The sequence below is a fragment of the Staphylococcus sp. IVB6181 genome (assembly GCF_025561445.1).
Taxonomy (GTDB): Bacteria; Bacillota; Bacilli; order Staphylococcales; family Staphylococcaceae; genus Staphylococcus; species Staphylococcus simulans_B.
Map to the genome: position 1 here is coordinate 554,930 of NZ_CP095096.1, position 15,996 is coordinate 570,925.

Annotated in this window: 15 protein-coding genes; 11 read left to right on the plus strand and 4 right to left on the minus strand. The window is 39.0% G+C overall.

Features of this window, described 5'->3' with window-relative positions; all coding sequences use genetic code 11:
* The first annotated feature begins 35 nt into the window (after positions 1-35).
* From galU to MUA90_RS02405, 4 genes are all read left to right on the plus strand, one after another.
* Positions 36-902: a UTP--glucose-1-phosphate uridylyltransferase GalU gene (galU, locus tag MUA90_RS02390; protein ID WP_262588095.1), complete on the plus strand. Its 867-nt coding sequence runs from the start codon at positions 36-38 to the stop codon at positions 900-902.
* Positions 903-1,046: 144 nt separating this feature from the next.
* Entirely contained in the window at positions 1,047-1,469 is a 423-nt protein-coding gene (locus MUA90_RS02395; RefSeq protein WP_114604515.1) for a universal stress protein, read from the plus strand.
* 129 nt (positions 1,470-1,598) lie between these two features.
* Positions 1,599-2,516: a DUF5996 family protein gene (locus MUA90_RS02400; protein ID WP_262588097.1), complete on the plus strand. Its 918-nt coding sequence runs from the start codon at positions 1,599-1,601 to the stop codon at positions 2,514-2,516.
* Positions 2,517-2,585: 69 nt separating this feature from the next.
* Positions 2,586-3,326, plus strand: coding sequence for an epoxyqueuosine reductase QueH (locus MUA90_RS02405; RefSeq protein ID WP_114604517.1), 741 nt, complete (start codon positions 2,586-2,588; stop codon positions 3,324-3,326).
* A 27-nt stretch (positions 3,327-3,353) separates the two neighbouring features.
* Here MUA90_RS02405 and MUA90_RS02410 read toward each other — a convergent pair whose 3' ends face one another.
* Together MUA90_RS02410 and MUA90_RS02415 are read right to left on the minus strand one after the other, a co-directional pair.
* On the minus strand, positions 3,354-3,812 hold the full coding sequence (locus tag MUA90_RS02410; protein ID WP_262588100.1) for a DUF3021 domain-containing protein: 459 nt from the start codon (positions 3,810-3,812) through the stop codon (positions 3,354-3,356).
* Positions 3,809-4,249: a LytTR family DNA-binding domain-containing protein gene (locus MUA90_RS02415; RefSeq protein ID WP_262588102.1), complete on the minus strand. Its 441-nt coding sequence runs from the start codon at positions 4,247-4,249 to the stop codon at positions 3,809-3,811. The genes MUA90_RS02410 and MUA90_RS02415 overlap by 4 nt, the downstream gene beginning before the upstream one ends.
* A 1,264-nt stretch (positions 4,250-5,513) precedes the next feature.
* Between MUA90_RS02415 and MUA90_RS02420 the strand changes: the two genes are divergently transcribed.
* The 4 genes from MUA90_RS02420 to MUA90_RS02435 all read left to right on the plus strand — a co-directional run bounded on the left by MUA90_RS02420 (position 5,514) and on the right by MUA90_RS02435 (position 9,900).
* A complete protein-coding gene (locus MUA90_RS02420; RefSeq protein ID WP_262588104.1) occupies positions 5,514-5,885 on the plus strand; it encodes a DUF488 domain-containing protein in 372 nt (123 codons plus the stop codon).
* A 317-nt stretch (positions 5,886-6,202) separates the two neighbouring features.
* Complete coding sequence (gene pflB / locus MUA90_RS02425; protein ID WP_262588106.1) at positions 6,203-8,452, plus strand: formate C-acetyltransferase; 2,250 nt, start codon at positions 6,203-6,205, stop codon at positions 8,450-8,452.
* 87 nt (positions 8,453-8,539) lie between these two features.
* Entirely contained in the window at positions 8,540-9,295 is a 756-nt protein-coding gene (gene pflA / locus MUA90_RS02430; protein ID WP_262588791.1) for a pyruvate formate-lyase-activating protein, read from the plus strand.
* 203 nt (positions 9,296-9,498) lie between these two features.
* Positions 9,499-9,900 (plus strand): sporulation protein, encoded by a 402-nt coding sequence (locus MUA90_RS02435; RefSeq protein ID WP_262588108.1) that lies wholly within the window; start codon positions 9,499-9,501, stop codon positions 9,898-9,900.
* Positions 9,901-9,981: 81 nt separating this feature from the next.
* Here the strand turns inward: MUA90_RS02435 and MUA90_RS02440 are convergent, their stop codons facing one another.
* Complete coding sequence (locus MUA90_RS02440; RefSeq protein WP_262588110.1) at positions 9,982-10,992, minus strand: NADP-dependent oxidoreductase; 1,011 nt, start codon at positions 10,990-10,992, stop codon at positions 9,982-9,984.
* 173 nt (positions 10,993-11,165) lie between these two features.
* Between MUA90_RS02440 and MUA90_RS02445 the strand changes: the two genes are divergently transcribed.
* Complete coding sequence (locus MUA90_RS02445) at positions 11,166-12,467, plus strand: pyrimidine-nucleoside phosphorylase (RefSeq protein ID WP_262588112.1); 1,302 nt, start codon at positions 11,166-11,168, stop codon at positions 12,465-12,467.
* Positions 12,468-12,502: 35 nt separating this feature from the next.
* Positions 12,503-13,696 (plus strand): phosphopentomutase, encoded by a 1,194-nt coding sequence (gene deoB / locus MUA90_RS02450; protein WP_262588114.1) that lies wholly within the window; start codon positions 12,503-12,505, stop codon positions 13,694-13,696.
* 109 nt (positions 13,697-13,805) lie between these two features.
* Here deoB and MUA90_RS02455 read toward each other — a convergent pair whose 3' ends face one another.
* Positions 13,806-14,828 (minus strand): PTS sugar transporter subunit IIC, encoded by a 1,023-nt coding sequence (locus MUA90_RS02455; protein ID WP_262588116.1) that lies wholly within the window; start codon positions 14,826-14,828, stop codon positions 13,806-13,808.
* Between the two features lie 204 nt (positions 14,829-15,032).
* Here MUA90_RS02455 and MUA90_RS02460 point away from each other — a divergent pair, with 204 nt between their 5' ends.
* Positions 15,033-15,902, plus strand: coding sequence for a fructosamine kinase family protein (locus MUA90_RS02460; protein WP_262588118.1), 870 nt, complete (start codon positions 15,033-15,035; stop codon positions 15,900-15,902).
* Positions 15,903-15,996 lie beyond the last annotated feature (94 nt).

Here is a 15,996-nt window from a genome sequence, read left to right on the forward strand (position 1 = left end):
GCGCTTAATACCACCTTTTAAAAAGGAGATTTTTCATGACGAAGATTAAAAAAGCAGTTATTCCAGCGGCAGGTTTAGGTACACGTTTCTTACCTGCGACAAAAGCAATGCCGAAAGAAATGTTGCCGATACTTGATAAACCGACAATTCAATACATTGTAGAGGAAGCCTATCGTGCCGGCATTGAAGACATTATTATTGTTACAGGCAAACATAAACGTGCCATTGAGGATCACTTTGATAATCAAGTAGAACTTGAAAATAATCTGAGAGAAAAAGGTAAGATGGACTTATTAGAAAAGGTGCAGCATTCAACGCACTTAGCGAATGTCTTCTATGTCCGTCAGCGTGAACAAAAAGGCTTAGGCCATGCGATTTGGACAGCGCGCCAATTCATAGGCAACGAACCGTTTGCGGTTTTATTAGGGGATGACATTGTAGAATCAGAAACCCCAGCCATCAAACAATTAATGAATGTCTATGATGAAACAGGCAAATCTGTTATCGGTGTACAGACTGTTCCAGAGAAAGATACACACCGTTACGGTATTGTAAAACCTGAAAAACAAAACGGACGTTTATACGAAGTAGAAAAATTTGTGGAAAAACCAGCACCAGGTACAGCACCTTCTAATCTTGCGATTATGGGCCGTTATGTTTTAACACCGGAAATCTTTGATTATCTGTCTACACAAGATAAAGGCAGCGGCGGAGAAATCCAATTAACAGATGCCATTGAACGTTTGAACCATGATGATGACGTTTATGCATATGATTTTGAAGGTCAGCGCTTTGATGTCGGAGAGAAAACTGGTTTTGTGAAAACAACCATTGCATATGCATTAAAAGATGAAGACATGAAAGAAGATATTAAGTCATTTATCAAATCACTTAATCTATAAACGAAACAAATAACAGAGGGCTGAGAGGTCCTCTGTTTTTTAGTGCCGTTATACTTAAAGATTTGGTTATATATTAACTTTTTAGGGTATATTAATAATGAATAGATTATGACTAAACTTTTTCATAGAAAGAAGTGAAATTTTATGTATGATAAAATTCTAGTACCCTATGATTTCGGAAACGCATTTAATAATGTACCTGAGCAACTAGCTAAATTAACGAATAATAGTAAAGATGCGAAAATCACGGTTTATCATGTAATTTCTGAAAATGATTTAGCCAATTATGTACGTTATCAAAACAAACATTTTGAAGAAGTAGCAAAAGAAAAAGAAGCAGACATGAAACCGTTTATTCAAAAGCTGGAAGAAAGAGATTTGAATTATGAAATTGTCTTTACGACAGGTCCGGCAACGAGAGAAATTTTAGATGAATTAGAGAAAAACGACTATGACGTTGTTGTGATGAGTAACAAACGTTCTCGCATAGAAATTAAACACGTCTTAGGTCATGTGACACATAAAGTCGCAAAACGTGCACATGTTCCTGTTCTGATTGTGAAGTAACAAAATCAGCGTTGAATCAGATGTACACACGACAATGTTATGAAAGTATTAAGGAAACCGCTTCGGCGGTTTCTTTTATGTTTATGCGCGAAAAAACGGGTAGAGAATATCTAAAGGGGAGGAATTTCCATGGAAATATTGAAATATAATGAATGGAAAGATGAACAGCAAACATTACAATTAATTACGCAAATCTTAGGCAAATACAAACTCGCTTGCAACTATCAAGCTCCGCAATGGGAACATCTGACATTAACGATTACATCAGAAGGTTATACGACAGGCTTGATGTATTATGGCGAAAAGTATTTCTCAATCAGCATCAACTTATTAGATGACCAGATTGAAGTACGTGTTAATGATGAAATGACCACATTCCCATTAAAAGACGGCAAAACAATTCAAGATTATTATGAACAAATCACAGGTACTGTAAAACAATATGATATTCAAGTAGAACTGAATAAAGTACCGCAAGGGATGAACACAACAACACCATTTGATGAAGATACAGAACACCATCACTATGATCATGATAAAGCAGTGAAAGCACTGCGATTAATGCAGCATGCTAATCGTGCATTAGAACGTTTTGTGAATCCTCTGCGCGCAAGAATCGAAGGACCCGGCTTATTCTGGGGTAATTTCGATATCTCTGCCATCGTGGTGTATAACGAAATGTATGAAACATTCAAGCCGTATCAAGTGATAGAATACGGCTGCTTCGATGAAAGATTTGTGGAATTCGGCTTTTGGTTCGGCGACGATAATTTTGAAGGTCCGACTTTCTTCGTCTTGCCTTATCCGTTTGTGGACAGCGATTTCGAATATGAAGGCAAACTACCTGAAGGTGCCTACTTTGATCAGCAGCTGACAGAGTTTGTCTACGAATTGAAACAAGGTGATTTAGCAGAACTTGATGTTATTGATGAAACATTCAAACGCGGCTTTGACATCTTCAGCAAGCATCAAGGATGGGAAGGTACAGACCATTTTACGATTCCGCTCAGAATGCCGAAGAACGCTTTATCAGATGATGAGGCATAGCACGGTGAAATAAAGTTCGCTATAATAAAGACAATAACGAATCGACCTAAGAGAAGGAGCGGCACATCAATGATAGAGATGGATGGCATTGTAGCCAAAATGAAAAATCAAAAGATAAACTATGATAGAGTACTAAAGAAAATGATTAACCAATGGGAACGTGCAAATGAACGGCCTAAAATTATGCTGCACAGTTGTTGTGCACCTTGCAGCACCTATGTATTAGAATTCTTGTCTGAATATGCGGATCTTGCGATTTATTTTGCGAATCCTAATATTCATCCAAAGAAAGAATATGAACGCCGTGCTTATGTACAAAAGACATTTATTGAAGACTTCAATGAAAAGAACGGTACACATGTCCGTTATATCGAAGCACCTTATAAACCGCATGAGTTTATGAAAATGGCTAAAGCGAAAGGTGTCACAGATGAACCTGAAGGCGGTCTCCGCTGCAAAGCCTGTTTTGAAATGCGTTTAGATATGGTCGCAGAAGCGGCTGTGGAATATGGTTATGATTACTTCGGCAGTGCATTAACGTTGTCGCCGAAGAAAAATGCGCAAATGATTAACGAGTTAGGTGCAGAAGTTCAAAAGCTTTATGATGTGAATTATCTGCCAAGCGACTTTAAAAAGAATAAAGGTTATGAACGTTCGCTTGAAATGTGCAGAGACTACAATATCTACAGACAATGTTATTGCGGCTGTGTCTTTGCGGCACAAGCACAAGGCATTGATTTCAAAGAAGTGAATAAGTCTGCACAAGCGTTCTTTGATGAACTGAAAGCAAATGAAGCAGCACGTCCTTAAGCGGGCGGCTGCTTTTTTGCTGTATGCTTATTTTAATTTTTGGTTCACCATATCGATAAAACGTTTGTTCTTTACATAGTTGATCATCCAAATGATTAAATAGACCAGCATAAAGATGAGTGTGAAAACTAAGAAGTTCAATATATCAAGCGGAAACCAGCCGGCTAAAATTGCGAGCGGCAAGAAGCCTGCATAACTTAAAATACTGTGAATGAGCGTCATTTTAAGGAGACTCCAGTCTGTTTGCGTAAAGATGAAATCTGTTAAAGTAAACAAAATGCCGATACATCCCCAGATTATGACACAGAGCAGCATAATCATAGGTTCTGACAGGTGCTGATGGTAAAGTTCACCCATGGTTGAAACGGGAGATAGCGGTACATACTGTCCCTGACCAAAGATAAAAGAGAATATCAGCGACAATGCAATACCGATGGTGATGCCGATCATGAAACCGGATGCTAGAGATTGCAGGAATTGTTTCATTGGAATAACCTCGCTTTCAATTGTTTAAGATAGCGGCGTGAAGAATAAGTGTCATCGCCATGTTTCATTTCAATATGAATCATACCGTTCGGACTTAAGCTGAGCTGGCGGATATTATGCATATTGATGATTTCAGATTTAGATATTCTGATGAACTGATCTGGAAGTTTGGTTTCAAGCTGATACAGGCGCGCTTGGATATGAATGCGGTGCGACTTTGTATAGGCGAATAATTTGCGCTGTTCTGAACGGATGTAGAGAATCTCTTCGATTGGGAAGCGGTAAGTCTTATCATTTTCTTTACCGCAAAGTGTCGCAATACCAGTGACTGTTGTTGCGGCGTGAATAATCGCATCTACCATTTGATTATGTGTTTGTGCGTAAATATCTACATGCTCATCTTTATGGCTGTGATCAATATAGGTGTTGACTTTCATTGGCCTGCCTCCTTTGTTAATTCCATTAAAGCAGACATTCAATCTGATGAGAATACTTTTAACACCAACGGTATAAAGTGTGTGACGAACGGCAAAAGAGAAAAGAAAAACAAAAAAAGAGAAGGTCTGGGGAAACCTTCTCTCGATTACAGTGATTTCAAAAATGATGGGGAGTCATTTTTGGTACTTGTAATAACAATATCAATTTTTTTATAAGGGGTTTGTTTTAAGTGAGATACATTCAGGGGAAAACGTATCTGCACTTTCTAACTGTGTATATTTCTATAAGAGTTCATCAATATGATTGGTTATATTTTTCTTCCGATACTTACTTAGCCTACAATTTTTAAGGAGTGGATTGAGCAGTTAATGAGATGCAAGACGTTGAATCCTCTATCATCCAATCTATCTGTATCATTAACACTCAACTTTTGAATATACCAATTACTCATTTTCAGAGATAAGCCGTTCTATGATTCAATATTGTTTTGGGCACACAATAAATCGCGCTGTATACAATTAGTTGGGAGTGGAAAAGCAATAGGTTGGGGAGCCTGTCTGCTTTTTTCAGCACGTATTCTATTGAGTTTGAATGCTTTGAGCGTCAGGGGAAACGCTTGTTCATTTTATATTGAATCACTTGCGTTGGTATTGAATCTGAGATGGGGTAATCTCATTTTTGATTCATCAACCTGCTATGCACAACTCACCTCCTGAAATATACTGCAATTGATGCACAATCATTTCAGATGCGGGGAGCATCATTTATGATCGATGCAGCAACATGACAGAAATCCTACCACAGACTGACTGTCATAATGACATTTCTAGGTGTTGTTCTGAGATGTACTCGTTCACTGTAAAGCGTCGCATTATTGTCTTTTTATAATGCCGCCAGATTAAGAGTTTAAATAGATAGCGTTGTTATAAGCACTTATCTATCCACTGTTCATTTCTCTAGGTCTCTTGAACAGCAACATCGCTTGCAACAACTTTGTTATCTATTTCACATACTACAATAACAGACTTTGTGATTAAAATCACTAAATATGGTGCATAACTTTTTAGAGTTGTGACATTATTGTGAATCTGTCCGAGCAACTGTTGTATTGTGAAAGCGCTGTATTACCACAGAAATATAGTGCACAATGTGAATATAAGGAGTTGTTTCCTATTTATATAGGGCTGAATGCTTGTTTGCAGGGGATAGGACAGGGTAGATTAGAAATGAAACAGTGCTGTAAATGAAAGGATGATGAGATTTATGGCAATCAAAGTGAAACGTATATATGAAGATAAAGCAGAAAATGAGGGTATCAGAATATTAGTCGACCGTGTTTGGCCGCGCGGTATATCAAAAGAAAATGCGAATCTGGATGAGTGGATAAAAGAAATCGGTCCTACTCAATCACTCAGAAAATGGTTCGGTCATGATCCGGATAAGTTCGAAGCGTTTGAAAAGAAATATATAGAAGAACTTAAAAATAATGAAGAACAGAATGAAGCATTCAAAACGCTTGAAGGTATAATTAAAAATGCGCGCAAAGATGTTGTGTTATTATTCGGTGCAAAAGATGAAAAACACAATCAAGCAGTCGTACTTAAATCCTATTTAAAAGAATTAGGTTATAAATAAGTAATAACTTTCATTAAATCCAAAATACATTGAGTTGAAAAGGAATAGTATACAGAAATCGGTGTGATTAGTTCGTCCGGCCTTGCAGTTACTGCATTGCCGGATTATTTTTGTTTTGAAAACAAATCACCAACTGTTCTAATACACATGATATAGAATGTAACACTGACTCTAACAGATTCACAGACTCGTCACATGTTGCATGAAACGCTTTCATATTTTAGTGGTTTATTTCACAAAGCAAGATATAATGGTATGTGAAAAGGTGAACAAACTTAATAACCTAAAAATACAAACTATCCATCGGAGGGATAATCATGATTGAATCTAAATCAAAAAAGCAATCAGCATGGTCAGGTTTTGCGACAGGTAAATGGACTTCAGAAGTGGATGTAAGAAACTTTATTCAATTGAACTACACAATGTATAACGGAGATTCTTCTTTCTTAGAATCACCAACAAGAGCAACAAGCGATCTTTGGGAACAAGTGATGCAATTAACAAAAGAAGAACGTGAACGCGGCGGCATGTGGGACATGGATACAAAAGTCGCTTCAACGATTACTTCACACGATGCAGGCTACTTAAATAAAGATAAAGAACAAATTGTCGGTGTTCAAACAGAGAAACCATTCAAACGTTCAATGCAGCCGTTCGGCGGTATCCGTATGGCAAAAGCAGCTTGTGAAGCATATGGTTATGAATTAGATAAAGAAACAGAACGTATCTTCACAGATTTACGTAAAACACATAACCAAGGTGTATTCGATGCATACACTAAAGAAATGTTAGCTTGCCGTAAAGCAGGTATCATCACTGGTCTTCCAGATGCTTACGGACGCGGCCGTATTATCGGTGACTATCGCCGAGTAGCTTTATACGGTGTAGATTACTTAATTGAAGAAAAAGTAAATGACTTCAATAACATGTCTAGCCAAATGGATGAAGCAACAATCCGTTTACGCGAAGAATTATCAGAACAACATCGTGCATTGCATGAGTTGAAACAATTAGCTGAAACTTACGGTTATGACATCAGCAAACCGGCAACTAATTTTAAAGAAGCGGTACAATGGTTATACTTCGGCTACTTAGCAGCAATCAAAGAACAAAACGGTGCCGCAATGAGCTTAGGCCGTACGTCTACTTTCTTAGACATTTACGCTGAACGCGACTTGCAAAATGGCGACATTACTGAACGTGAAGTACAAGAAATTGTGGATCACTTCATTATGAAATTACGTCTTGTAAAATTCGCAAGAACACCAGATTACAATGAATTATTCTCAGGCGACCCTACTTGGGTAACTGAATCTATCGGCGGTGTAGGTATTGACGGACGTCATATGGTAACGAAAAACTCATTCCGTTTCTTACACACTTTAGATAACTTAGGACCAGCACCAGAACCAAACTTAACAGTTTTATGGTCACAACGTTTACCAGAAAACTTCAAAATTTTCTGTGCTGAAATGAGTATTAAATCTAGTGCAATCCAATACGAAAACGATGACTTAATGCGTGAAAGCTATGGCGACGACTACGGTATTGCATGTTGTGTATCTGCAATGCGTATCGGTAAACAAATGCAATTCTTCGGTGCACGTGCGAACTTAGCAAAAACATTGCTTTATGCAATCAACGGCGGTAAAGATGAAAAATCAGGCAAACAAGTCGGACCAGAATTCGTACCTGTAACTTCTGAAGTATTGGACTATGATGAAGTTTATGCGAAGTTCGATCAAATGATGGAATGGTTAGCAGGCGTTTATATCAACTCACTTAACATCATCCACTACATGCACGATAAATACAGCTATGAACGTATTGAAATGGCATTGCATGATACAGATGTATTACGCACAATGGCAACAGGTATCGCAGGCTTATCTGTAGCAGCTGACTCATTATCAGCAATCAAATACGGCGAAGTTCGCGCAATCCGCAACGAAGAAGGCTTAGCAGTTGATTTCGAAACAACTGGCGACTTCCCTAAATACGGCAACAACGACAAACGTGTCGATGATATTGCGATTGAATTAGTGAAAACATTCATGAAAAAATTACGCAAACACAAAACTTACCGTGATTCAGAACACACTATGAGTGTCTTAACAATCACTTCAAACGTAGTATATGGTAAGAAAACTGGTAATACACCAGATGGACGTAAAGAAGGCGAACCATTCGCACCAGGTGCTAACCCAATGCACGGCCGCGATGAGCACGGTGCTTTAGCATCATTATCATCAGTTGCGAAAATCCCTTACGAATACTGTAAAGACGGTATCTCAAACACATTCAGTATCGTACCGAAATCATTAGGTAAAACAGATATGGAACAAAACCATAACTTAGTTTCTGTATTAGATGGTTATGCAATGCAGCAAGGTCATCACCTTAACATTAACGTATTCAACAGAGACACATTATTAGATGCGATGGAACATCCTGAAGAATATCCGCAATTAACAATCCGTGTATCTGGATACGCAGTTAACTTCATCAAATTAACAAGAGAACAACAATTAGACGTTATCTCAAGAACATTCCACGAAAGAATGTAGTCACTATCAGGGAATTAAAGCCGTCAATCGTGCGGCTTTCCCTTTTAAATAAAGCATAAGGATCACATAAATAAAGAAAGGACGATTATTATGGAAGGAAGAATTCACTCAGTAGAAAGTTTAGGGACAGTTGACGGACCAGGGCTTCGCTACATTATATTTACACAAGGGTGTTTATTGAGATGCCTGTACTGTCACAACCCTGATACTTGGGGGTTAACAGATGCACCGCGCAAAGCAACTGTTGACGAATTGGTGGATGAAATTCTTCCTTATCGTCCTTACTTTTCAGTTTCAGGCGGTGGTGTCACTGTAAGCGGCGGAGAGCCGCTGCTTCAAATGCCGTTTATCGAAGCACTATTTCAAAAGCTTAAGCAAGCAGGTATTCATACATGTATTGATACTTCGGCAGGATGTGTGAATGAAACCCCTGCATTCCTTTCCCATTTAGACAATCTGCTTGAGCATACAGGTTTAGTTTTGCTGGATTTAAAACACATGGATGAAGCAAAGCATATTGAGCTTACAGGCAAACCGAATACGCATATTATTAAATTTGCGAAGATGCTTTCAGAACGCAAGCAGCCTGTATGGATCCGTCACGTCCTTGTGCCGGGGTATACAGATGATGAAGCACATTTAAGAAAACTAGGCGAATTTATCAATACTTTAGATAATGTGGAACGTTTTGAAATTCTGCCTTACCATCAATTAGGTGTGCATAAGTATGAAGCTTTAGAGCTTGCGTACCCGTTAGAAGGTGTACAAGAGCCGACGAACGAAGAAGTGGTACGTGCTTATAATTTAGTGAATTTTAAAGGAATTACACCCGTAAGTGTATAATCGAATGAAACAGACGTTGGGCAGCAATTTGCTCAGCGTCTTTTTTAACCTGTCTTTGTTGACAAGAAATCTGTGATTTCTTTAAAATACTTGTGTTATTGAAATATATCTTCATTTCATGAATGAAACACCTTGCTTACGGGAAATAGAAGTAGGGTGAACAGTGATATATCAATTTCATCATTTCAAGGAGGATTCTCATCATGTTTGAAAAATTACTAACATCTTTAGGCGTTGGGGCTTTAACAATCGAAACACGTCTAGAAAAAGAAGCATTTGATGCTAATGAATTAATTAAAGGGAAAGTTGTGCTTAAAGGCGGAGACGCTGATCAGCAAATCTCTAAAATTAAATTGTCACTGATTGAACATGTTAAAAATTCAACAGAGCATAGTGACTTTGATGAAATGGAAAATGTGCTGCAAGAATATGAAATTCAAAGCAAACAAGTAGTTGAAGCTGGGGAAACTACTGAAAAAGCATTCGAATTCCCATTAGAAAAATTCAATTTCGAAAAAGGCACAGATGCACTGACATTAAGAACTTATGTTTATATCGACAGCGGTGCAGATGCTGAAGAAGATGCTGAAATCAGAATTCAATAAATTGAAATAGAAAGACACCGTCTTCCTTATAACAAACAGATGCGTTTGTAAGGAAGACGGTGTCTTTTGTATTCATAAAGCTTAACGTGAAATACGGATGACTACTTTGCCAGCAGCATGTCCTTGTTTAAGATAATCCAAAGCACTATTTATCTCTTCAAAATCAAATGTTACATTAATTACTGGACGGATTTTTCCGCTTTCTACTAATTGACGTAATTTATTGAGCGTTTTACGGCTGTTATGCATAAAGAGAAAATGATATGCGGCGTGATGTTCGCGTGCTATGCGATGGATTTTGCGTGCTCCCCATTGCAGCAACCATCTTTTCCATAGCGGCATACCGAATTGAATTGCATTTTCACCGTCAGGTTTACCGTTGATAGAAACGACTTTTCCGAGCGGTTTTATTATTTTAAAGGCATCTAATAAATATGTACCGCCTAATGTATCTAAGACGCCATCGTAGTCTTTTAAGATTTCAGTGAAGTTTTGACGGTGGTAATCGATAACAATATCGGCACCCAGCGCTTTAACTAATTCCCGGTTTTTAGCACTCGTTGTTGTCGCAACGTGTGCACCTAATACTTTTGCGATTTGAACAGCTAATGTACCCACACCGCCAGAACCTGCTTGAATTAAGACGTTTTGGCCGCGTGTGACATGCATTGTATCATTGAGCGCTTGATACGCTGTTAAACCTGCCATAGGGAGCGCAGCGGCGTGTGCATAGCTTAAATTGCGCGGCATGGCAGCTATTTCATTTTGTGTTGCGGCAGTATATTCTGCTAAGGCACCTGGTTTTGTACCGTACACTGCATCACCGATTTGAAATGCAACAACATGTTTGCCGACGGCGACGACTTCGCCTGCGAAATCATGCCCCATAATATACGGAGTTTTATAATTAAAGAACATACGGATAGCGCCGCCTTGTGCAATTTTATAGTCGACAGGGTTTAAACTTGCCGCATGGACTTTGACTAAGACTTGATTGTCTTCAATTTTCGGACGTTCTACTGTTTCAATTTTTGCTTGTTGTGCTTTTTTATATTTATGTATCACTACAGCTTGCATTTTATCGTTTGTCATGACTCACACTTCCAATTTCCAATATACTTCATTATACACCCCAATTCCCTTTGTAGAAGTTGATTAATCTAGAATTCACCAGTTTGTGAAATTGTATTTCATGCATGGTAAAATAAAGGTAAGGCAAGTCACAAAGAACAGATGAAAGAGAAAACTTGAAGGAGTGACAGATAATGAGAATGGTGGATTTGATCGATAAGAAGCGTGATGGGAAGGCATTGACGACAGAGGAAATGAATTGGATGATCGAACATTATACCAATGGCGACATTCCTGATTATCAGATGTCGAGTTTTGCGATGGCGACTTATTTCCAAGATATGAATGATGAGGAACGTGCTGCATTAACGATGGCTATGGTGCATTCGGGAGATGTGATTGACTTATCCGCAATAGAAGGGATTAAAGTAGATAAGCATTCGACAGGCGGTGTCGGCGATACAACGACATTAGTATTAGCACCTTTAGTTGCGGCTGTAGGTGTACCTGTAGCTAAAATGAGCGGCCGCGGTTTAGGCCATACAGGCGGTACGATTGATAAATTAGAATCTGTAGAAGGTTTCCACGTTGAAATTTCAGAAGATGAATTTATCCGTCTTGTAAATGAAGATAAATTAGCAGTTATCGGACAAACAGGGAATTTAACACCGGCAGACAAGAAAATTTATGCGCTGCGTGATGTGACAGGGACAGTTAATTCCATTCCGTTAATCGCATCTTCGATTATGAGCAAGAAGATTGCGGCAGGTGCTGATGCGATTGTATTAGATGTTAAAACAGGCAACGGTGCCTTTATGAAAACATTAGAAGATGCGAAAGCTTTAGCACATGCGATGGTGAAAATCGGCAATCATGTCGGCAGACAAACAATGGCGATTATTTCTGATATGAGCCAACCGCTCGGCAATGCGATCGGCAACGCTTTAGAATTACAAGAAGCGATTGATACTTTGCGCGGCAAAGGCCCAGAAGATTTAACTGAACTTGTGATGTCTTTAGGTTCTCAAATGGTTGTCTTAGGCGGTAAAGCAGAAACTTTAGATGAAGCACGCACATTGCTTAAAGAAGCCATCGACAGCGGTGCGGCTTTAGATAAGTTCCGTACATTCTTGCAAAACCAAGGGGGTAATCCAGAAGTAGTGGATAAACCTGAATTATTGCCGCAAGCAAAATACCATATTGAACTGCCAGCGCAATCAAGCGGTGTAGTGACTGAAATTGTCGCAAATGAAATGGGTATCGCATCCATGATGCTTGGCGCAGGCCGTCAAACAAAAGACGATGACATTGATTTGAGTGTCGGCTTGATGCTGCATAAGAAAGTCGGAGATAAAGTGTCAGAAGGTGAAAGCTTAATGACCATTTACAGTAATAACGAAGACATTGATGATGTCAAAGCGAAACTTTATGATAATATTACGATTGCACAATCAGGTGAGACACCAACACTCATCCATACTGTGATTACTGAATAAACGTATGAATTTAAGATAGATAGGAGCGAGCGCGTATGACAACGCCATTTAAACGTATACATTTAATTGTGATGGACTCTGTAGGTATCGGTGAAGGCCCGGATGCGGCCGCATTCAACGATGAAGGCAGCCACACTTTAAAACACACATTAGAAGGATTTGAACAAGATTTACCGAACTTAGAAAGATTAGGATTAGGTAATATCGATAAGCTTCCAGTCGTGCATGAAGTTGAACACCCAGAAGCATTTTACACTAAGATGAGCGAAGCTTCTGTAGGTAAAGATACGATGACAGGACATTGGGAAATTATGGGCTTGAATATCATGCAACCGTTTAAAGTATATCCTGACGGCTTCCCAGATGAGTTAGTCAAAGAAATCGAAGAGATGACTGGACGTAAAATTGTCGCTAACCGTCCGGCATCAGGTACGCAAATCATTGATGAGTGGGGCGAACACCAAATGAAAACAGGCGATTTAATCGTCTACACTTCTGCAGACCCTGTGCTTCAAATTGCGGCGCATGAAGATATCATCCCGCTTGAAGAGTTATATGATATTTGCGAAAAGGTACGTGAACTGACTAAAGACCCTAAATATTTAATCGGACGAATTATTGCACGTCCTTATGTCGGCGAACCCGGCAACTTTACACGTACTTCTAACCGCCATGACTATGCTTTGAAACCATTCGGACGTACTGTAATGAATGAACTGAAAGATAATGACTATGATGTGATAGCTATCGGTAAAATCAATGATATCTATGATGGTGAAGGTGTCACAAAAGCGATTCGTACTAAAAATAATATGGATGGCATGGATCAATTGATTGATGTCGTACAACAAGACTTTAACGGTATCAGCTTCTTAAACCTTGTTGATTTTGATGCGTTATACGGACATCGCAGAGACAAAGAAGGCTATGCACAAGCCATCAAAGACTTTGATGAACGCTTGCCTGAGCTCTTTGAGCACTTGCAAGAGGATGATTTAGTAATTATTACAGCAGATCACGGTAATGACCCGATTGCGCCAGGTACAGACCATACACGCGAATATATCCCTGTATTGTTCTATAGCCCTAAATTAAAAACAAAAGCTCATGAACTCAGCGGTGATACAACGTTTAGTTCAATCGGTGCGACAATCGCAGACAACTTTGGTGTGAAAATGCCTGAATTCGGACGCAGTTATTTATCAGAAATGGATGTAGACAAACAATAAAATCAGCACATCAGACAGCTGAAGTGAATCATTGAAAGCATAAAAAATAACGTTTCATCCCTTTGCTGGGTGAAACGTTATTTGTATTTAGGAAACCATTGTTATAGCGTTAACTTGCAGTTTTCTTGTCTCCGATATGAATCTTTTGATCGCCGTCTTTAATCCATCCTGCATTGCGGCATACTTTATAAAGCAAGTAGCTGACTATAGCAGGTAATGCGATTTGGAAGATGACAATCAATAACCATGTTTTAGTAGAAGCCCCCATAGTGTTGATGGTCATGATTTGTCCGATGAATCCGCTCGTTCCCATACCAGCACCTGCCGCATTGTTTGTCATTGGGAAGAGTGTTGTCATGATAGGTGCGACAATAGCACTTGTGACAGTAGGCGGAATCAAAATGGCAGGATTCATCAAGATGTTCGGAACTTGAAGCATACTTGTACCGATTCCGATAGAGATAATACCGCCTACGCCGTTATCTTTATAGCTGGTTACCGCAAAACCGACCATTTGTGCACAACAGCCGATTGTTGCGGCACCGGCAGCTAAACCTGATAAGTCGAGCATTAAAGCTAGGGCTGCACTGGAAATCGGAGCTGTCAAAGCCAAACCGAAAATGACTGCCACTAAAATACCCATAACCAGCGGACGCTGATCTGTCGCAAGCATAATCATTTTGCCTAGCGAAACCATAAAATCGTTTAAGAAAGGTCCGATAAATTTAGCAACTGCGCCCCCGATAATTAAAGTGAGCAGCGGAGAAATAATAATATCAATTTTTGTTTTAGCCGCATAAAAACGACTGAGTTCAGTTGCGATTAACGTCGCCACAAAAGCACCGACAGCACCGCCTCCAAATTTATCATAGCCGAGAGACCCGACGATAATACAAGAGAAAATGACTAAAGGCTGTGCGCCTAAACCATAGGCAATGGCACCCCCGATAGCAGCGCCGGTTAATCCCATTGCGACTGTACCGATATCAGATAAGAAATGTAAATTTAAAGCAGGAACTAAAGATTGTTTACCGATAGTCTGCAGGATTAAACCGATAATGAGTGAACCGAACAGACCTAATGTCATATAACTTAGGCCTTGTATAAACCAACGATGTAGAAGTTTTTTCATTTAGGATTTCGACCTCCATTTATTTGCCATTAGTATAGCATAAAAGGTAACGAAAAAAGGATTGTTATTTTGAATAACACATCATTGTAAAATGAAATAAATAAAAGTAATAAAGTGTGAAGGCGGATAGGGTAAGGAAAGTTATAAATATGAGCAAGGTGGTATATATTATATATAGAACAATTAAGAACGGGGGAAGACATGATGGACAAGTTATGGCAGCAAAATCTACCAATCTCTGGTATTAAAGATATCGTACCGATTGCCGGCGGTGATGTGAATGATGCTTACCGCATTGATACAGAAGCAGGAGAGGTTTTCTTTTTACTCGTACAACCTGATAGTCCTTATGATTTCTATGCGGCTGAAGCGGAAGGATTAAAAGACTTTGAATATGCAGAAATTACAGCACCGCGTGTTATTGCGAACGGCGAAATCGGCGGAGACGCTTATTTAATTTTAAGCTGGTTAGAAGAGGGACCGCGCGGCAGCCAGGCAGAACTCGGCAAACTCGTCGCAAAACTGCATGATTTCCATAATCCGGATAAACGTTTTGGTTATGATTATCCGTATGAAGGCAGAGATATTTCATTCAATAATGAATGGACAGATTCTTGGAAAGAAATCTTTGTGAATCGCCGATTAGATCATTTAAGAGAAACAATCGTAGAAAAAGGGTTATGGAATGTAGACCAGCTTAATAAATTCGATAACGTCCGAGAAGTGATTGTACAGGCTTTAGACAATCATAAAAGCAAACCTTCTTTATTGCATGGCGACTTATGGGGCGGCAATTATATGTTCTTAGAAAACGGAGAACCTGCCTTATTCGACCCTGCACCATTATATGGCGATAGAGAATTTGATTTAGGTGCGACAATCACATTCGGCGGCTTCTCAGAAGAATTTTATGAAGCTTATGATAAAGCATATCCTTTAGATGAAGGCGCTTATCAGCGTATTGAATTCTATAAATTCTATTTACTGCTTGTTCATTTAGTAAAATTCGGTACGATGTACGAGGGCAGTGTAGATGCTTCAATGGATAAAATTTTAAGTGATGCGAATTTCTAAGCGAAATGGATAAATCCATCGGGCGGCTTGCTTTTATAGTGAGCCGCTTTCTTTATACATAATGATTTGATTGAGTGGAATTTTACTCCTTTAC

Excerpts from the sequence above, each read along its gene's own strand:
- MUA90_RS02395 (WP_114604515.1), top strand. The coding sequence starts at position 1,047 with ATGTATGATAAAATTCTAGTACCCTATGATTTCGGAAACGCATTTAAT.
- galU (WP_262588095.1), top strand. The coding sequence starts at position 36 with ATGACGAAGATTAAAAAAGCAGTTATTCCAGCGGCAGGTTTAGGTACA.
- deoB (WP_262588114.1), top strand. The coding sequence starts at position 12,503 with ATGACAACGCCATTTAAACGTATACATTTAATTGTGATGGACTCTGTA.
- MUA90_RS02440 (WP_262588110.1), bottom strand. The coding sequence starts at position 10,992 with ATGACAAACGATAAAATGCAAGCTGTAGTGATACATAAATATAAAAAA.
- MUA90_RS02445 (WP_262588112.1), top strand. The coding sequence starts at position 11,166 with ATGAGAATGGTGGATTTGATCGATAAGAAGCGTGATGGGAAGGCATTG.
- MUA90_RS02455 (WP_262588116.1), bottom strand. The coding sequence starts at position 14,828 with ATGAAAAAACTTCTACATCGTTGGTTTATACAAGGCCTAAGTTATATG.
- MUA90_RS02435 (WP_262588108.1), top strand. The coding sequence starts at position 9,499 with ATGTTTGAAAAATTACTAACATCTTTAGGCGTTGGGGCTTTAACAATC.
- pflB (WP_262588106.1), top strand. The coding sequence starts at position 6,203 with ATGATTGAATCTAAATCAAAAAAGCAATCAGCATGGTCAGGTTTTGCG.
- MUA90_RS02415 (WP_262588102.1), bottom strand. The coding sequence starts at position 4,249 with ATGAAAGTCAACACCTATATTGATCACAGCCATAAAGATGAGCATGTA.
- MUA90_RS02400 (WP_262588097.1), top strand. The coding sequence starts at position 1,599 with ATGGAAATATTGAAATATAATGAATGGAAAGATGAACAGCAAACATTA.
- MUA90_RS02460 (WP_262588118.1), top strand. The coding sequence starts at position 15,033 with ATGGACAAGTTATGGCAGCAAAATCTACCAATCTCTGGTATTAAAGAT.
- MUA90_RS02410 (WP_262588100.1), bottom strand. The coding sequence starts at position 3,812 with ATGAAACAATTCCTGCAATCTCTAGCATCCGGTTTCATGATCGGCATC.
- MUA90_RS02405 (WP_114604517.1), top strand. The coding sequence starts at position 2,586 with ATGATAGAGATGGATGGCATTGTAGCCAAAATGAAAAATCAAAAGATA.
- MUA90_RS02420 (WP_262588104.1), top strand. The coding sequence starts at position 5,514 with ATGGCAATCAAAGTGAAACGTATATATGAAGATAAAGCAGAAAATGAG.